The 13,872-nt window shown below is 53.2% G+C and carries 16 protein-coding genes; 4 read left to right on the forward strand and 12 right to left on the reverse strand.

Going from position 1 to position 13,872, the window contains the following annotated elements:
• Positions 1-29: 29 nt before the first annotated feature.
• Both N7387_RS15135 and N7387_RS15140 read right to left on the reverse strand, forming a co-directional pair.
• Positions 30-767 (reverse strand): phosphatase, encoded by a 738-nt coding sequence (locus tag N7387_RS15135; RefSeq protein WP_279800087.1) that lies wholly within the window; start codon positions 765-767, stop codon positions 30-32.
• A gap of 106 nt (positions 768-873) precedes the next feature.
• Positions 874-1,368 carry a DUF523 domain-containing protein gene (locus tag N7387_RS15140; protein ID WP_279800036.1) on the reverse strand — a complete coding sequence of 165 codons (495 nt, stop codon included), beginning with the start codon at positions 1,366-1,368 and terminating at the stop codon, positions 874-876.
• A gap of 157 nt (positions 1,369-1,525) precedes the next feature.
• Here N7387_RS15140 and N7387_RS15145 point away from each other — a divergent pair, with 157 nt between their 5' ends.
• Positions 1,526-2,188 carry an HAD family hydrolase gene (locus N7387_RS15145; RefSeq protein WP_262864678.1) on the forward strand — a complete coding sequence of 221 codons (663 nt, stop codon included), beginning with the start codon at positions 1,526-1,528 and terminating at the stop codon, positions 2,186-2,188.
• Positions 2,189-2,237: 49 nt separating this feature from the next.
• Here N7387_RS15145 and N7387_RS15150 read toward each other — a convergent pair whose 3' ends face one another.
• The 6 genes from N7387_RS15150 to N7387_RS15175 form a co-directional block, all read right to left on the reverse strand.
• Positions 2,238-2,528, reverse strand: coding sequence for a DUF5339 domain-containing protein (locus tag N7387_RS15150; protein WP_025153330.1), 291 nt, complete (start codon positions 2,526-2,528; stop codon positions 2,238-2,240).
• Between the two features lie 147 nt (positions 2,529-2,675).
• Positions 2,676-3,131 carry a GNAT family N-acetyltransferase gene (locus N7387_RS15155; protein ID WP_279800040.1) on the reverse strand — a complete coding sequence of 152 codons (456 nt, stop codon included), beginning with the start codon at positions 3,129-3,131 and terminating at the stop codon, positions 2,676-2,678.
• 5 nt (positions 3,132-3,136) lie between these two features.
• Entirely contained in the window at positions 3,137-6,691 is a 3,555-nt protein-coding gene (nifJ, locus tag N7387_RS15160) for a pyruvate:ferredoxin (flavodoxin) oxidoreductase (RefSeq protein WP_279800088.1), read from the reverse strand.
• 118 nt (positions 6,692-6,809) lie between these two features.
• Positions 6,810-7,052: a putative Se/S carrier-like protein gene (locus N7387_RS15165; RefSeq protein WP_279800042.1), complete on the reverse strand. Its 243-nt coding sequence runs from the start codon at positions 7,050-7,052 to the stop codon at positions 6,810-6,812.
• A complete protein-coding gene (locus N7387_RS15170; RefSeq protein ID WP_279800090.1) occupies positions 7,049-7,855 on the reverse strand; it encodes an acyl-CoA dehydratase activase in 807 nt (268 codons plus the stop codon). The genes N7387_RS15165 and N7387_RS15170 overlap by 4 nt, the downstream gene beginning before the upstream one ends.
• Before the next feature lie 6 nt (positions 7,856-7,861).
• The gene (locus N7387_RS15175) at positions 7,862-9,019 is read right to left on the reverse strand and encodes a double-cubane-cluster-containing anaerobic reductase (RefSeq protein ID WP_279800043.1); all 1,158 of its coding nucleotides are present in this window, start codon (positions 9,017-9,019) and stop codon (positions 7,862-7,864) included.
• A 247-nt stretch (positions 9,020-9,266) separates the two neighbouring features.
• Between N7387_RS15175 and N7387_RS15180 the strand changes: the two genes are divergently transcribed.
• Positions 9,267-9,692: a VOC family protein gene (locus tag N7387_RS15180; protein WP_279800045.1), complete on the forward strand. Its 426-nt coding sequence runs from the start codon at positions 9,267-9,269 to the stop codon at positions 9,690-9,692.
• A 26-nt stretch (positions 9,693-9,718) separates the two neighbouring features.
• Here N7387_RS15180 and N7387_RS15185 read toward each other — a convergent pair whose 3' ends face one another.
• A complete protein-coding gene (locus tag N7387_RS15185; RefSeq protein ID WP_279800047.1) occupies positions 9,719-10,150 on the reverse strand; it encodes a carboxymuconolactone decarboxylase family protein in 432 nt (143 codons plus the stop codon).
• A gap of 143 nt (positions 10,151-10,293) precedes the next feature.
• Positions 10,294-10,638, reverse strand: a complete 345-nt coding sequence (locus N7387_RS15190; RefSeq protein WP_262883274.1) for a DMT family protein — start codon at positions 10,636-10,638, stop codon at positions 10,294-10,296.
• Positions 10,639-10,882: 244 nt separating this feature from the next.
• Between N7387_RS15190 and N7387_RS15195 the strand changes: the two genes are divergently transcribed.
• Complete coding sequence (locus N7387_RS15195; protein ID WP_279800052.1) at positions 10,883-11,323, forward strand: hypothetical protein; 441 nt, start codon at positions 10,883-10,885, stop codon at positions 11,321-11,323.
• A 3-nt stretch (positions 11,324-11,326) separates the two neighbouring features.
• Here N7387_RS15195 and N7387_RS15200 read toward each other — a convergent pair whose 3' ends face one another.
• Positions 11,327-12,220 (reverse strand): LysR family transcriptional regulator, encoded by an 894-nt coding sequence (locus N7387_RS15200; protein ID WP_279800054.1) that lies wholly within the window; start codon positions 12,218-12,220, stop codon positions 11,327-11,329.
• Positions 12,221-12,314: 94 nt separating this feature from the next.
• Between N7387_RS15200 and N7387_RS15205 the strand changes: the two genes are divergently transcribed.
• Positions 12,315-12,851 carry a DMT family transporter gene (locus N7387_RS15205; protein ID WP_279800056.1) on the forward strand — a complete coding sequence of 179 codons (537 nt, stop codon included), beginning with the start codon at positions 12,315-12,317 and terminating at the stop codon, positions 12,849-12,851.
• Positions 12,852-12,869: 18 nt separating this feature from the next.
• Here the strand turns inward: N7387_RS15205 and N7387_RS15210 are convergent, their stop codons facing one another.
• On the reverse strand, positions 12,870-13,784 hold the full coding sequence (locus N7387_RS15210) for a DMT family transporter (protein ID WP_279800058.1): 915 nt from the start codon (positions 13,782-13,784) through the stop codon (positions 12,870-12,872).
• Between the last annotated feature and the right edge of the window lie 88 nt (positions 13,785-13,872).

The following is a 13,872-nucleotide window of genomic DNA, read 5'->3' on the forward strand; positions in this document are numbered from 1 at the left end:
AGTGATGCCCCGCAATGCGGGGCATTTTTTCAGAGTCCGGCAAATTCAGGGATTGGCGGCCGTCCGTGTGATTCCAGAAAATCCAGTACCCGGCGCGGTGTCACATTCAGGATACGTGCTTCCGGAAACTCAATCTCCCGCAGCATGGTCACCACCCGCTCAAAATTACCCAGATAACCGGCATAATGCGAATCTGAGCCCAGCGAAATCCAGCCGCCGTGGTCACGCACCGCTTCGGCAATCGCACGGCAGTTTTTCTCACTGCCCGCCCGCGAATGCAGGAATGAGGAGTTATTCATCTCCAGCGCCACATTGCACTCTTTTGCCGCCTGCACCACCGCCTGAATATCCAGCGGGTATTTCGGGTTTCCGGGATGGGTGATAATCTGCACTTTTCCGCTGCGGATAGTCGCAATCATGGCTTCGGTATTGGCGGCCTGTCCCTGCGGCTGCAACACCGGTTCGTGAAAACCGGCGAGAATAATATCCAGCTGCTGCGCCATTTTATCCGTGCAGTCTGTTTCTCCGGCCTGATTTTTAATATTGGCCTCAATACCGTACAGCAGCCCCGCACCGTTAATCATGCGCGGCAGAACCGGCATATTGGAAAAATGCCACGGATGCGGGCCGTCCGCCATGTCCGGCCCGTGGTCAGTGATCGCAAACAGGGTTATTCCCTTCTCCGCCGCTTCGGTGAAATATTCACGCACGGTACTGTAAGCATGAGTACTGGCAACCGTATGGGCATGTAAATCAACCGGATATATCACTTTGCTCTCCTTTCTGCGGTTAAGCACCTCTTAACCCTGTCAGATTCTGAAACGGGTCTTCAACCCGGTATACGGATTAACACACTGGCGGGTGTCAGCGTTGTCATGCGCTTTTTCCGTTCTGTAACAGCTGTGCAATCAGTGCGGGCAGTTCCGGATGGTCTTCATGCCAGACGGTGATCCCGTTTGCCTCAAACAATGCCGTTGCCACACCGCTGCCGGATTTAAGCGTGCCGTCAAATGCGCCGCTGTAGATCAGGCCGCTGCCGCAGGACGGGCTGTTCGCTTTCAGGATCACATGCGTGATATTCCGCTGCTGCAGATGATCCAGCGCCCGCAGTGCGCCCTGTTTAAACGCATCAGTGACATCTTCGCCGTCACTGCCGGTGACCCGGGCAGTGCCTGCCCAGACATCACAGCCCTCACCGCCGGTGATTTCCGCCGGGGCACGGGGCACCGGCAGACCACCGAGAATTTCAGGACATACCGGAACCGCCATTCCGCTGTTCTGCAAGGCTTTCAGCGGGGCATATAATTTATGGCTGCCGTCGTAACGGACGGCTTCGCCTGCCAGACAGGCACTGATTGCAATCATCATATTCTCGCAGTGTTTACCGGTATAATTCAGATAGTGATAATCAATACCTGATAGTAAATAACTTATGAGCGCGGGACAAGCCGGGCAGATGTCTCCTTTTGCCGGAAAAAATGCTAAACTCTGCACGATCACCTATTTAACCGGAGTATACCTCTTTATGCACGCATCCACCCCGTCAGAAAAACCGGTGTTATCCGTTTTTGATTTTGACGGCACGCTGACCCGCCGTGACAGTTTTGTTCCTTTCCTGCGTTTTGCCTTCGGGAAACGTGTTTTTTCCCTGCGGATGCTGCGCCTGGTTCTGCCGACACTGCGCTGCTTCTCTCGCAAACTGACCCGCGACGAGCTGAAAGAAGTGCTGATCACCACCTTTCTGACCGGTACCGATGCCCGCTGGGTGGAAAAGAAAGCACAGGAATTTTGTGAACGTTACTGGCATAAGATGATGCGCCCGGAAGGCCTGCGCGCGGTGGCGGCAGAAATTGCATCGGGTGCGGAAGTCACGCTCTGTTCGGCATCCCCGGAGCTGGTGCTGAAGCCGTTTACAGAGCGGCTGGGGATAAAACTTATCGGCACTCAGCTGGAAGAGAAAGACGGGATTCTGACCGGAAAAATCAACGGCAACAACTGCCGCTGCGGTCAGAAAATTGCCCGGCTGCAGCAGGTATACGGCGATTTATCCGCCTACCATATGCGTGCCTGGGGCGATTCACGGGGAGATTATGAACTGCTCTATGCCGCAGGCGAACCTCACTGGCGTCATTTTCACCGCAATCCGGCGAAATATGAAAAACGCCGCAAACAGTTTTCATCCCGCTGAAAACAAAAACGGGCTGTATCATACAGCCCGTCAATAATTACAGCGACCGTTATTTCGGCATTTGCTGTTCCATCATGGCTTTAGCCTGCGCTAACGCCTCAATACCCTGCTTACAGGCTGCATCCTGTGCATCGGCAGGTAATTCCGTAAACTGTTTTTTGGAATCAGCATACTGCTGCTTCATGGTATCAACCTGACCTTTCATTGCATCATTTTTGGCCAGCAGTTCCATATATCCATCAACCTGTTTAAAGTAATCTTCACAGGTGGCAGATAACTGAGCAGAAAATGCAACGGAAGAAAGTGATAACAACCCGGCAGCTAAAATTAACTTTTTCATTAAACATCCCTTTAATGTATTGTTATTGAGCCTGTAATGTAATCGTTAATATTTTAACCCGCTATCAGTTTGCTCTTAATCCCCCTCTCCCGGGAGCGGAAAATATATCCGGGAAAATAGTTTCAATATGATTAATAATTAATATTGTTAATCGTTTTTACAACTCAGTCTGCGGAAATAAAACCGTTCCGGATCACCGTCATCCAGATTATCCACCTGCCCGCTGAGCACAAAACCCTGACGCAGCAGCAACGCCTGCATACCGGTATTTGAGGTATTCACGGAGGTAAACAGTTTTTCTGTCCGGCACTGCTGCTGTAATGCCACCAGCAATGCACTGCCGATCCCCTGCCCGCGCAGCGCCGGGTCCACCATCAGTAACTCAATAAACCCGCAGCCGAAAAAGTGATAATGCAGTACGCCGTAACCGGCAATTTTGCCTTCACGCCGCAGCACAAAACAGACCTTTTGTTCAATCCAGCGGCGGATCGCCTCACACCGTTGCGGCTCCTGTGCCGCAACGGTATCAAGGGCAATTAACGCCGCGAGATCCTGTTCCGTTGCCGGGGATATCTCCCCGGCGCTCCGGCTATTTGTCATCATGACGTTCAGGCGTCCTCCTGCACCGTGCCGGTTCCGGCCTGTTCCGGTTTCTGTGACGCTAACAGTTCCAGCAGTGCATACTGTTTTACCGTCCGTTGTTCCGCTTTTTCTGCCAGAGCAGCGGCTCTCGCCAGATCACTGCTGCTGAGACGGTTAAAACGCTGTTCCTGATGCATCACTTCCGCCAGGGATTGTGACGGCGGACGGGAGTCCAGCACCAGCGGTGCTTTGCCGGTGCCCTCACGGCGCGGATCAAACCGGTACAGCGGCCAGAACCCGCTGGCGGTCAGGGCTTTCATCTGGTCGTAACTGAATGCCAGATCATAGCCATGCTCCTCACACGGGCTGTAGGCAATAATCAGCGACGGGCCGGGATAGGATTCCGCTTCCTGAATCGCTTTCACGGTCTGGTTCATCTGTGCGCCGATGGCTATCTGTGCCACATACACATTGCCGTACATCATCATGGATACGCCCAGATCCTTGCGGGATTTACCTTTCCCTTCCTCTCCGAATTTGGTGACCGCCCCCATCGGTGTGGCTTTTGACTGCTGGCCACCGGTGTTGGAGTAACACTGGGTGTCGAGCACCAGCACATTGACATTCTCACCGCTGCTCAGCACGTGGTCGAGCCCGCCGAAGCCAATATCATAAGCCCAGCCATCACCGCCGATCAGCCAGACGGATTTCGGCAGAAGGTAATGTGCATCCTCTGACAGCTCACGGGCACGCGGATCCGGGTTCTCCGCCAGCAGTGTCTGCAGTTCCGTGATAGCCGCACGTTTTTCATCCGCAGACAATGCCTCATCCGTCAGCCGCTGCTGTAACTCATCCGGCAGTTGTGCCGCAAAGGTCATCAGCAGACGTTTCACCCGTTTTTTATGCTGATCCGCTGTCAGGCGGAACCCCAGCCCGAATTCGGCATTGTCCTCAAACAGCGAGTTGGCCCAGGCCGGACCGCGTCCCTCTTTATTGGTGGTGTACGGCGTGGTCGGCAGGTTGCCGCCGTAAATGGAGGAGCAGCCGGTGGCATTGGCGATCAGCAGCTGTTCGCCGTACAACTGGGTCAGCAGTTTGATATACGGTGTTTCACCGCAGCCCGCACAGGCGCCGGAGAATTCAAACAGCGGCGTGATAAGTTGTGATGTCCGGATATCAATGCGCTCAAGCCGAGATGCAGGGGTGTCCGGCAGTTGCAGGAAGAAATCAAAGTTGGTTTTTTCCTCTGCCAAATGTGCCAGCCGCGGCTGCATATTAATGGCACGGATGGACGGATCCTCCCAGTCTTTCGCCGGGCAGACCTCATAACAGAGATTACAGCCGGTGCAGTCCTCCGGGGCGACCTGAAGGACATAATCCATTCCTTTCATATCGCGGGATTTGACCGGCAGACGCTGCAATGTATCCGGTGCGGCGCTGAACTCTGCGGGATCGGCCACTTTGGCGCGGATAGCCGCATGCGGACAAGCCGCGACACAGTAGTTGCACTGGGTACAGAGAGACGGTTTCCAGATGGGGATCATCTCCGCGATATTGCGTTTTTCCCAACGGGTGGTGCCGGAAGGCCAGGTTCCGTCCGGCGGGAATGCCGATACCGGCAATGCATCACCGCGCTCGGCCAGCATCATGGCAGTGACAGTTTTGACAAAGTCCGGCGCGTTATCCGGCACAACCGGCGGACGCGGCAGACTGTGCGGATCCACTGCCTGCAACGGCACGCGGTTCAGGGCTTCCGGGGTGCGGGCTATCGCCATCAGGTTATCCTGAACGACACTTTCCCCTTTTTTGCTGTAGCTGCGGATGATTGCCTGCTGTAAATATGACTGAATTTCCGCCGCCGGTAACAGAGCGGTCAGATGGAAAAACGCCATTTGCATAACAGTATTAATCCGCGCACCGAGGCGGCATTCACGGGCAATACGGTAGGCATTGATGACATACAACTGTGCCTGTTTTTCTGTCAGAATAGCCTGAACATCCTGCGGGATATGGTGCCAGACCTCATCCGCCGGATACGGGCTGTTGAGCAGGAAAATCCCGCCCGGCGCCAGTTTTTCCGCCATTTCATATTTGTCGAGGAACTGCCACTGATGGCAGGCAATAAAATCCGCCTGCCGGATCAGATAAGTAGCGCGGATCGGTTGTTCGCTGATGCGCAGGTGAGAAACGGTAAGGCCGCCCGCTTTTTTCGAGTCATAGACAAAAAAGCCCTGCGCATAGTTATCTGTGTGACTGCCGAGGATCTGAATGGCATTTTTGGCGGCTGAAACCGTGCCGTCACTGCCCAGCCCGTAAAACAGCGCACTGAGGCGGTGTGTGACCGGCAGCTCCGCCGGAACCGGTGTCAGGGACAACCCGGTGACATCATCAATAATACCGGCTGTAAAGCGGCGTTTCGGCGAAGTTAACGTCAGTTCGCGGAAAATCGCCATCACACAATCCGGATCAAACTCTTTGGATGACAACCCGTAGCGTCCGCCGATAATGCGCGGCAGCTGCGCCCGTTCCCCGTTCTGATATGCTTCGGCAAAGGCGGTCATCACATCCAGATAGAGCGGCTCTGCCTGGGCACCCGCTTCTTTGGTCCGGTCGAGCACGGCAATGTGCTGCACACTGTCCGGAATGGCATCGAGGAAGTGCGGTGCGGAGAATGGCCGGTAGAGATGCACTTCCAGCACACCGACTTTTTCGCCCTGGGCAATCAGTTTGTCCGCCACTTCCTCCGCCGGACCGGCGGCAGATCCCATCAGGATAATCAGGCGCTCTGCCTGCGGGTGTCCGTAATAGGTAAACGGCTGGTAATAACGGCCTGTCACCTCACCAAATGCGGTCATTGCATCAGTGACATGCTGATAAACCGCGTCATACCACGGGTTAGTGGCTTCGCGGGCCTGGAAATAGGTATCCGGATTGGCGGACGTACCGCGTATTACCGGATGTTCCGGCGATAGTGCTCTGTCGCGGTGAGCGCGGATCGCCTCTGCCGGGATCAGTTTGCTCAGCTCTGCACGGCTGACCGCAATAATTTTGTTCATCTCATGAGAGGTCCGGAAACCATCAAAGAAATGAATAAACGGCACGCGGCTGTTCAGCGTGGCTATCTGTGAAATCACCGCAAAGTCCTGAGCCTGCTGGACGCTGTTGGCGCACAGCAGTGCACAGCCGGTCTGACGTACTGCCATCACATCCGAGTGATCGCCGAAAATAGAGAGCGCGTGGGTCGCAACCGTCCGCGCCGCCACATGCAGGACAAACGGGATCAACTGTCCGGCAATTTTATACAGGGACGGGATCATCAGCAGCAATCCCTGAGAGGACGTGAAAGTCGTCGACAGTGCGCCGGTCTGAAGTGCGCCGTGAACGGTGGCAATGGCTCCGCCCTCCGACTGCATTTCCATCATGCGCGGGACATCGCCCCATAAATTGGGTTCCCCGGTTGCGGACCAGTGGTCAGCATATTCGGCCATGGTGGAACTCGGGGTAATAGGATAGATGGCGATCACTTCATTCAGCTGATACGCCATCCGCGCCACCGCCTGATTGGCATCAGTGGTGATCATGCTATGTATTTCGTTGCTCACAATAAGACCCTTCATTTTTATTATTTTTTACAACATATCAGAATAAAAAATGCCGGATTATCGTGATTGTGGTTTGTTATCTGTCTGTAAGCGCGGTTTACACCGCTGCCGTCAGTACATATTCCGCCGCTTCACAGCGGTAAATTTCCGTGACCTGCGGATGGTCGCGCAGTGCCGGAAGTGAATCATCACTGACACTGAGGCGGATCCCCAGACCACAGGCTTTGCCCAGTGACGGCGGGATGTCCGTCACGGTGAAAGGCTGCCCCGCCGCCGTGAGATGCTTGCGCATCGCCACCACACCGAGCATATTTTCAAATAAAATCAGATAGTCATTCATGAACGGAGATCCCCGGAAGTCACGGCTGCCTGTTTCTGTAACTGACGGATGCCGTAAATGGCAGCACCGATGGCACCGGCAAACTGCCCGTCCGGATGCGTGATCACCTCCGCCCCCAGGTGCTGTGAAAGCCGCTCACAGAACGCCTGACTGCGGCTGACCCCGCCGCTGAACAGCACTGACGGCACGGTACTCAGCCGCTTGGCAAATCCGGCGGTACGTTGTGCCATTGAATTCACAATGCCCGACAGAATCGACTGCGGCTCCACCCCGGCAGATCGCAGACTGATCACTTCCGATTCGGCAAAGACCGTACACATGCTCGAGATAGCATGCGGTTCGATCCCGCGGATGGTGTCATCCACCGCCGTGATATCAGTACCGAGTGTCCGGCTGATCACATCCAGAAAACGTCCGGTTCCGGCAGCGCATTTGTCGTTCATCAGAAAATCCGTGAGGTGCCCCTGCTCATCAAGCCGGATCACTTTGCTGTCCTGGCCGCCGATATCAATAACCGTGCGGGTCTGCGGATGCAGCCAGCGCGCCCCGATACCGTGACAGGAAATTTCCGTGACCTGTTTGTCCGCAAAATCCGCCAGTTTGCGGCCATAGCCGGTGAGGGTCAGATACGGCCTGGTGTCGCATTCGCCGCAGAGAGTTTCCCAGGCTTCCAGAATCGCCGACTGCGGCCGGAACGGGGTCGGGATCAGGAAGCGGCGCAGGATCACGCCGCCGTTTTCATCACTGAACAAAATCCCTTTGGTGGCCGTCGAGCCCGAGTCAATACCGATACTCAGCATGATGCCTCCTTATAACATCTCAATAAAGGCGGCAATGCGGGTCGCAAGCTGACCGGTGTCAGAAGTGGAATAATCTGTCTCAATCGCCATATACGGAATATCGTGTTTTTCACGGATATGCCGGTTTATCAGCAGGGATTCCACCGCATAGGTATGACAAGCCTGGAGGATCACATCAATCACCCCGTCCACCTGATAGTCCTGCACCATCTCATTGAGCATATTCAGACGCTGTGTGTTTGGTGATATACAGGAGCAACCGATAGCAAGGTATTTTTCGGTCAGGGCATCATAAACATCGGTCTGCGGATTTTCATCCACACACTGCTCAGTGGCTTTCGCCCCGGTGCAGTTTTCATAACCGACCACCCAGCCGCCGTTCTCTTCGATAATCCGCACCACTTTTTCCGCCGCTCCGCTAATCGGGCAGCCGGTGATCAAAATGCGCGGACGCGGATCCAGCCGTTTACCGGCGGCATATTCCGCACGCACTTTGGCGGTCAGCGTTTCCAGCTCGCCGATCAGGGCGCGTTTATCAAATTTGAAGGTGGCGCCATAGACTACACTGAGAATCTCACGACCGGTCATGGCAGGCGGATTGAGCTGCCCGAGGCGGTAAAATTCGGTTAATGCACGGCGTTCGCGGTTACGCAGATCGATAGCATCACGGATCCCCTGCTCTGTAATTTCACAGCCGAATTGCGCTTCCAGCCGTTTCTGAAAACGGATGATCTCCGAGCGCCAGAGCGCGACAGATTCCGCACTTTCACTGTTATTCGGCAGTTGCATCACATGGACAGGTTTAAATTCCGCCATATATTCATACATTTTCTTTTTGCCGTCACAAGTGGTTTCACCGACGACGATGTCAGAAAAATAGAAGTAGGGGCATTTATCGGTTTTACCGAATCCGTAGCTGCTTTTGATCAGCGGACATAAGTTGCGGGGTAAGGTTTTTTCCGCTTCCTCAATGGTTTCATCACTGGTTGAACAGAGAGAGACAACCGCTGCACCGGCAGCCATGGCAATTTCCTGCGGCATAAAGGTGCAATAGGTTCCCACCAGCGGGATACCCTGCTCTTTCAGTTCCATGACAGTGAGAAAACCCTGTTGGCGGGCATCGGAGAAATCAGAAAAGATCGACGGAAGTTCTGTGACTAATGACATAAGTAGACCTACCATTATCATTATTAAAGTGTGGCGCCAGCGTAGACCTATTAATAATAAGGATAATTGAGGTAAATCATATTCAGGGTGAATACCCCTGACAGGATTAAATTAACGTGATCTTAAATCACAACGCCCGGCAACGGAATTATCTGGCACCTTGTGTTGTCAGTCAGTAAGCTTCAGGGTAATCATAAACCTGACTCAGACGTGCTGTTTATAACAGCCGGCTGCTGACGGAGGATATATGTTAACAGGAATGAATCATCTGACCCTGGCGGTCGCCGATGTGGATCGCAGCCTGCATTTTTACCATGATATTCTGAAAATGACGCTGCATACCCGCTGGAAATACGGGGCTTACCTGACCTGCGGGGAACTGTGGATCTGTTTATCGGCAGACCCGGAAATCATTCACCGGCCTATTCATCAGGGTTATACCCACTACGCTTTTACCCTTCCTCCCGAACAGTTTCCGGCCTTCCGCTCGCTGCTCGCCGATCATCAGATAACACTCTGGAAACGTAACCGCAGTGAAGGGGATTCTGTCTATTTTCTTGACCCGGACGGGCATCAGCTTGAGGCGCATTCCGGCGGAATACAACAGCGGCTGGATGCCTGCCGCGAAGCACCGTACGAAGAGATGATATTTCCGGATAACACCGGCGAATAATCGCCGGTGCCGGTTGCTGTTATCCGCTACTGACGCAGACTGACAGCAATCCGGTTAAACGCATTCATCAGCCCGGCGGCAATTGTCAGATCACTCATTTCCGCATCGGAAAAATGTGCCTTCACACGCTGCCAGACGGCATTATCCGTATTTTGTGCAGATAACAGCGTGACGGACTCCGTCCATTCCAGCGCCGCCCGCTCACGATCACTGAATCGTTCACTCACGCGCCAGCCCGCGAGTGCATCAAGTTTCTCCTGAACCATGCCCCGCTTACGCAGTGCCGCCGTGTGCATTTCCAGACAAAACGCACAACCGTTAATCTGGGATACCCGCAGATACACCAGCTCAACCAGTTCAGGAGATAACGCGCTGGTTTCCAGTGCATTTTTACAGGCAATCAGCCCCGCATACGCTGCCGGACTGAGTTTCGGATAAGATAACCGTAGTGATGACATAATAAACCTGCCTTGATCAGAATGAAAAAAGTATCCGGGAGACCGGGCACCACACCCGGTAATAACACCTGGTGATATAACCAGTCATCCCGCTATATTATGGATAAATTTACAGTATCGTTATCGTCATTGTGTGATGGCGGTTAAAACGGCCCTTTAAAAATAAAGAAAGCCCCGGCGGCGATAAATCCGAAGCCGACAAGGTGGTTCAGTGTGATGCTTTCACCCAGATAGGCGACAGAAAATACCATAAAGACACACAAGGTGATCACTTCCTGCATGGTTTTCAGCTCGGCGGCGCTGTAATACTGGTGTCCGATCCGGTTAGCCGGTACTGCCAGACAATATTCCGCCAGGGCAATCAGCCAGCTGAAAAAAATCACCGCAATAAGGGGTTTACCGGCAAACTTCAGGTGTCCGTACCAGGCAAACATCATAAAAATATTTGAGAGAACAAGCAGAAAAACCGGGAGAAACTTCGCCAGCATAGGGAGATCCGTCAGTAAAAAATGATATCAGCCGCTATGTTACGCCGATCTCTGATAAACGGATATATCATCAGGATGATAGTTTCAGAAACTAACTTTCCCGTCATTTACTTATAAAATTTGTATTTTACACGTATTCAGCCCTTTATTCTTTCCGCTGATTTCCGGAAAATTGTACTGAACTGATTGTGCGGATAACCGCATCCCATTACACTTAATATTTGTGAAAACAATTATCGTGTTTATGCGTCTATTAACTTTTTTATTATTATCAGTCTGTTTATCCGGTTATGCCGCCGGAGGATCACTGAACGGCTATTACAAATGTGAGATTTCATCCGCCAGTTATCAGCGAAAACAGGGCGCAATGCGCGATTTTTATTTTCCGGATAAACAGCGTGAATCCGTCGTTCTGTTTCATCGTGACCGCTTTACCGTGCTGGATACGCAACCGTCCCCGTATCACTCCCCGGCACTGACGCCGATAAAACAGTTTGCCACCATGTCAAAGCAGGATTTACAGGAGATCGGCGAAGATACCCTGATTTATGCCGGCACCTTCAGCGGGCTCGCCTATTTCACACCGTCACAGCGGCGCTTTGTTTTCGGCTTAAATAAACGCGCCAGCGGTAATAACGGCTCGTTTCTGCTGGAACTGCAAAACTGCCGCCGGACAACGCGCTGAGCATCAGTCACACACCTGCATCACTGCTTCCCGCAGCCAGCCGAGTGCCGCGTCCCCTTCACTGCGCTGGTGCCATAACATCTGAAAACTGAGCGGCGCGATAATCAGCGGCGGCGTAAATACCTGTAATGACGGGCTGAGTGTTTCCGGCAGTGCCCGCTGCGCCACCGTCAGGATCAGATCCGTGCCTTCCGGCAGCTGCGAGGCGATCTGCCAGTAAGGAACAGAGACCGCAATGCGCCGCCGGTAATTGAGCAACTGTAACTGCCGGTCAATTTCATTGGCTTCATACGGCTTCATGCTCGCCAGGATATGCGGGTGCGAGAGCCAGTCCGCCATCGGCATCGTGCCGTTGGTGCAGTATTGTTTGTCCGCAACACTGACCATGGTGTCCGTAAAAACTGTTTTTGTGCGGAGAGTGTAATCTGTTGCCGTAAATACCCCGAATGCCAGGTCGAGACTGCCTTCCTGCAATTTTCCCTGCATCTCCTCGCGGCTGCCCTGCCAGATTTGCAAATCAACCTGCGGCGCGGCAGTCCGCAGATAACGGATTAATTTTCCGCTGAAAATCGCCGCCCCGTAATCAGACATAGCGATATTAAACCGCCGTGTACAATTTTCCGGCCGGAAATCCTGCTGTGCGATCAGATCATCAAGCTGGCTCAGTGCCTGCGTCAGCGGCGCATACAGTGCTTCCGCCTTACCGGACAGATGATAACGGCCCTGTCTGCGGATAAGCAGCGGATCCTGAAATAAATCCCGCAGCTGGTTCAGTGTGTGGCTGACAGCAGGCTGGCTGCGGTGCAGAGACACCGCCGCCCGGCTAACATGGCGTTCACGCAGCAACGCATGCAGTGTAACCAGCTGATTTAAATCTAATTTCTTTATATTATTCATGGTGCGAATAGTGCCCTATAAAATTGATCATTTCCGGTTCTGCCGGGGATCACCTATGATTGATGTTAATAAAACGTTAACCAGGGAGGCTACTATGTCAACCTTATCATTATCTGCTATTGCTTTGATTGTTTGTGCGTTTTTTGCCGGTGCCATTGTACCGGTACAAGCGGTCAGCAATGCAGTGTTAGCACGCCATTTGGGTCATCCGTTATGGGCCAGCCTTGTATCATTATTAATCAGCATTATTGTTTTAGCACCGTTATTATTTATTTTTAAAGTGCCGAAGCCGGTACTGAGTGCGGATTTACTGCATCAGCCGTTCTGGATCTGGATCGGCGGGATAGCCGGCATGCTGTATCTGACCTCCGCCCTGATCCTGGTACCGAAAATCGGCGGCATTACCTTTTTCGTGATGGTGATTGCCGGTCAGCTGGTGATTTCCGCGCTGATTGAGCATTTCGGTCTGTTCGGGATGCCGAAACAGCCGGTTCAGATAGCCAAACTCGCCGGTATCGGCCTGGTGGTGGCGGGTGTGCTGGTGATGCAGTTTGCGGGTGAAAAAAAGCCCCGCGATACTGACAACGGGGCAGGAAATGCAACTCAAGTCGAACAGACAATAAAAAGATAGGTTTGGTTTCCCGGAATATTACTGCACCGTCTCAGCATCCTTCTCCGCTTCCGGGCGGCGCGAAGGACGCTGTAATAAGAAGACACCACTCATAATCAGCACCATCGACAGAATCTCTGTCACACCGAGCTGCTCATTGGCGGCCAGGAACCCGACAAGCAGTGCCACCACTGGTGGGATGTAAGTTACGGATGAGGCCACCACCGCCCCCAGATTCAGGATCAGATAGTAATACGTCAGATACGCCACCCCGGTACCGAGCAATCCCAGCCCGATAATCAGCCCGAGGCTGGCGGTGCTGTCCTGTGCAATCGCGGTAATGCCGGTAAACGGTGTGATGCAGGCAAGGATCAGCAGCGCAAGGCCAATCTGATAAGTTGTCAGTGCCAGCGGAGCAATCTGTTTATCCGCGAGGAATTTTTTGGCATACACAAAGGAAATCCCCACACTCAGAGATCCCAGGATCATATAACCCACCCCGGCGAGACTGATACTCTCCCCGCTGACCTGCCACGGCTTGGCGATCAGAATCACACCGGCAAAGCCGAGCATCAGCCCGCACAGACGCAGTACCGTGATTTTTTCCTGCCGCAGGAAAATCGCCGCGACAATAAACGAGAACAGCGGAATTGCCCCGCTGAGTACGCCGGATACGCCGGAGAGCAGTAATGAGGTGCCGGAGGCAAACGCCCAGTAATAAATCACCGTGGCCAGCAGCGCCATCACCAGGAAATGTCCGGTGTATTTCAGATGTTCACGGCGTACTGCTTTCTGCATCCACGCCATCACCGCAATCGGCACAAAACCGCATAACACCCGTAAAAAGACAATCTGTACCGGCGAGATCCACTCACTCGCCTGGCGCATAAAAATAAAATTGGTGCCCCAGATTATCCCGAGGAACGCGAAGGCTGCTGCCGTTTTACTGTTCATATTATTGCTACCCCTTTTTTCTGATGGGGCTATTGTTCTGAATCCCGGGCTGTGCTACAACCGATTTAAATTACCTTATGAAAGAGAA

The organism is Morganella sp. GD04133 (assembly GCF_029835375.1).
Lineage (GTDB): Bacteria > Pseudomonadota > Gammaproteobacteria > Enterobacterales > Enterobacteriaceae > Morganella > Morganella morganii_B.

Excerpts from the sequence above, each read along its gene's own strand:
- N7387_RS15165 (WP_279800042.1), bottom strand. The coding sequence starts at position 7,052 with ATGAATGACTATCTGATTTTATTTGAAAATATGCTCGGTGTGGTGGCG.
- N7387_RS15180 (WP_279800045.1), top strand. The coding sequence starts at position 9,267 with ATGTTAACAGGAATGAATCATCTGACCCTGGCGGTCGCCGATGTGGAT.
- N7387_RS15155 (WP_279800040.1), bottom strand. The coding sequence starts at position 3,131 with ATGATGACAAATAGCCGGAGCGCCGGGGAGATATCCCCGGCAACGGAA.
- N7387_RS15140 (WP_279800036.1), bottom strand. The coding sequence starts at position 1,368 with ATGATGATTGCAATCAGTGCCTGTCTGGCAGGCGAAGCCGTCCGTTAC.
- N7387_RS15200 (WP_279800054.1), bottom strand. The coding sequence starts at position 12,220 with ATGAATAATATAAAGAAATTAGATTTAAATCAGCTGGTTACACTGCAT.
- nifJ (WP_279800088.1), bottom strand. The coding sequence starts at position 6,691 with ATGATCACCACTGATGCCAATCAGGCGGTGGCGCGGATGGCGTATCAG.
- N7387_RS15185 (WP_279800047.1), bottom strand. The coding sequence starts at position 10,150 with ATGTCATCACTACGGTTATCTTATCCGAAACTCAGTCCGGCAGCGTAT.
- N7387_RS15175 (WP_279800043.1), bottom strand. The coding sequence starts at position 9,019 with ATGTCATTAGTCACAGAACTTCCGTCGATCTTTTCTGATTTCTCCGAT.
- N7387_RS15190 (WP_262883274.1), bottom strand. The coding sequence starts at position 10,638 with ATGCTGGCGAAGTTTCTCCCGGTTTTTCTGCTTGTTCTCTCAAATATT.
- N7387_RS15195 (WP_279800052.1), top strand. The coding sequence starts at position 10,883 with ATGCGTCTATTAACTTTTTTATTATTATCAGTCTGTTTATCCGGTTAT.
- N7387_RS15210 (WP_279800058.1), bottom strand. The coding sequence starts at position 13,784 with ATGAACAGTAAAACGGCAGCAGCCTTCGCGTTCCTCGGGATAATCTGG.
- N7387_RS15145 (WP_262864678.1), top strand. The coding sequence starts at position 1,526 with ATGCACGCATCCACCCCGTCAGAAAAACCGGTGTTATCCGTTTTTGAT.
- N7387_RS15205 (WP_279800056.1), top strand. The coding sequence starts at position 12,315 with ATGTCAACCTTATCATTATCTGCTATTGCTTTGATTGTTTGTGCGTTT.
- N7387_RS15150 (WP_025153330.1), bottom strand. The coding sequence starts at position 2,528 with ATGAAAAAGTTAATTTTAGCTGCCGGGTTGTTATCACTTTCTTCCGTT.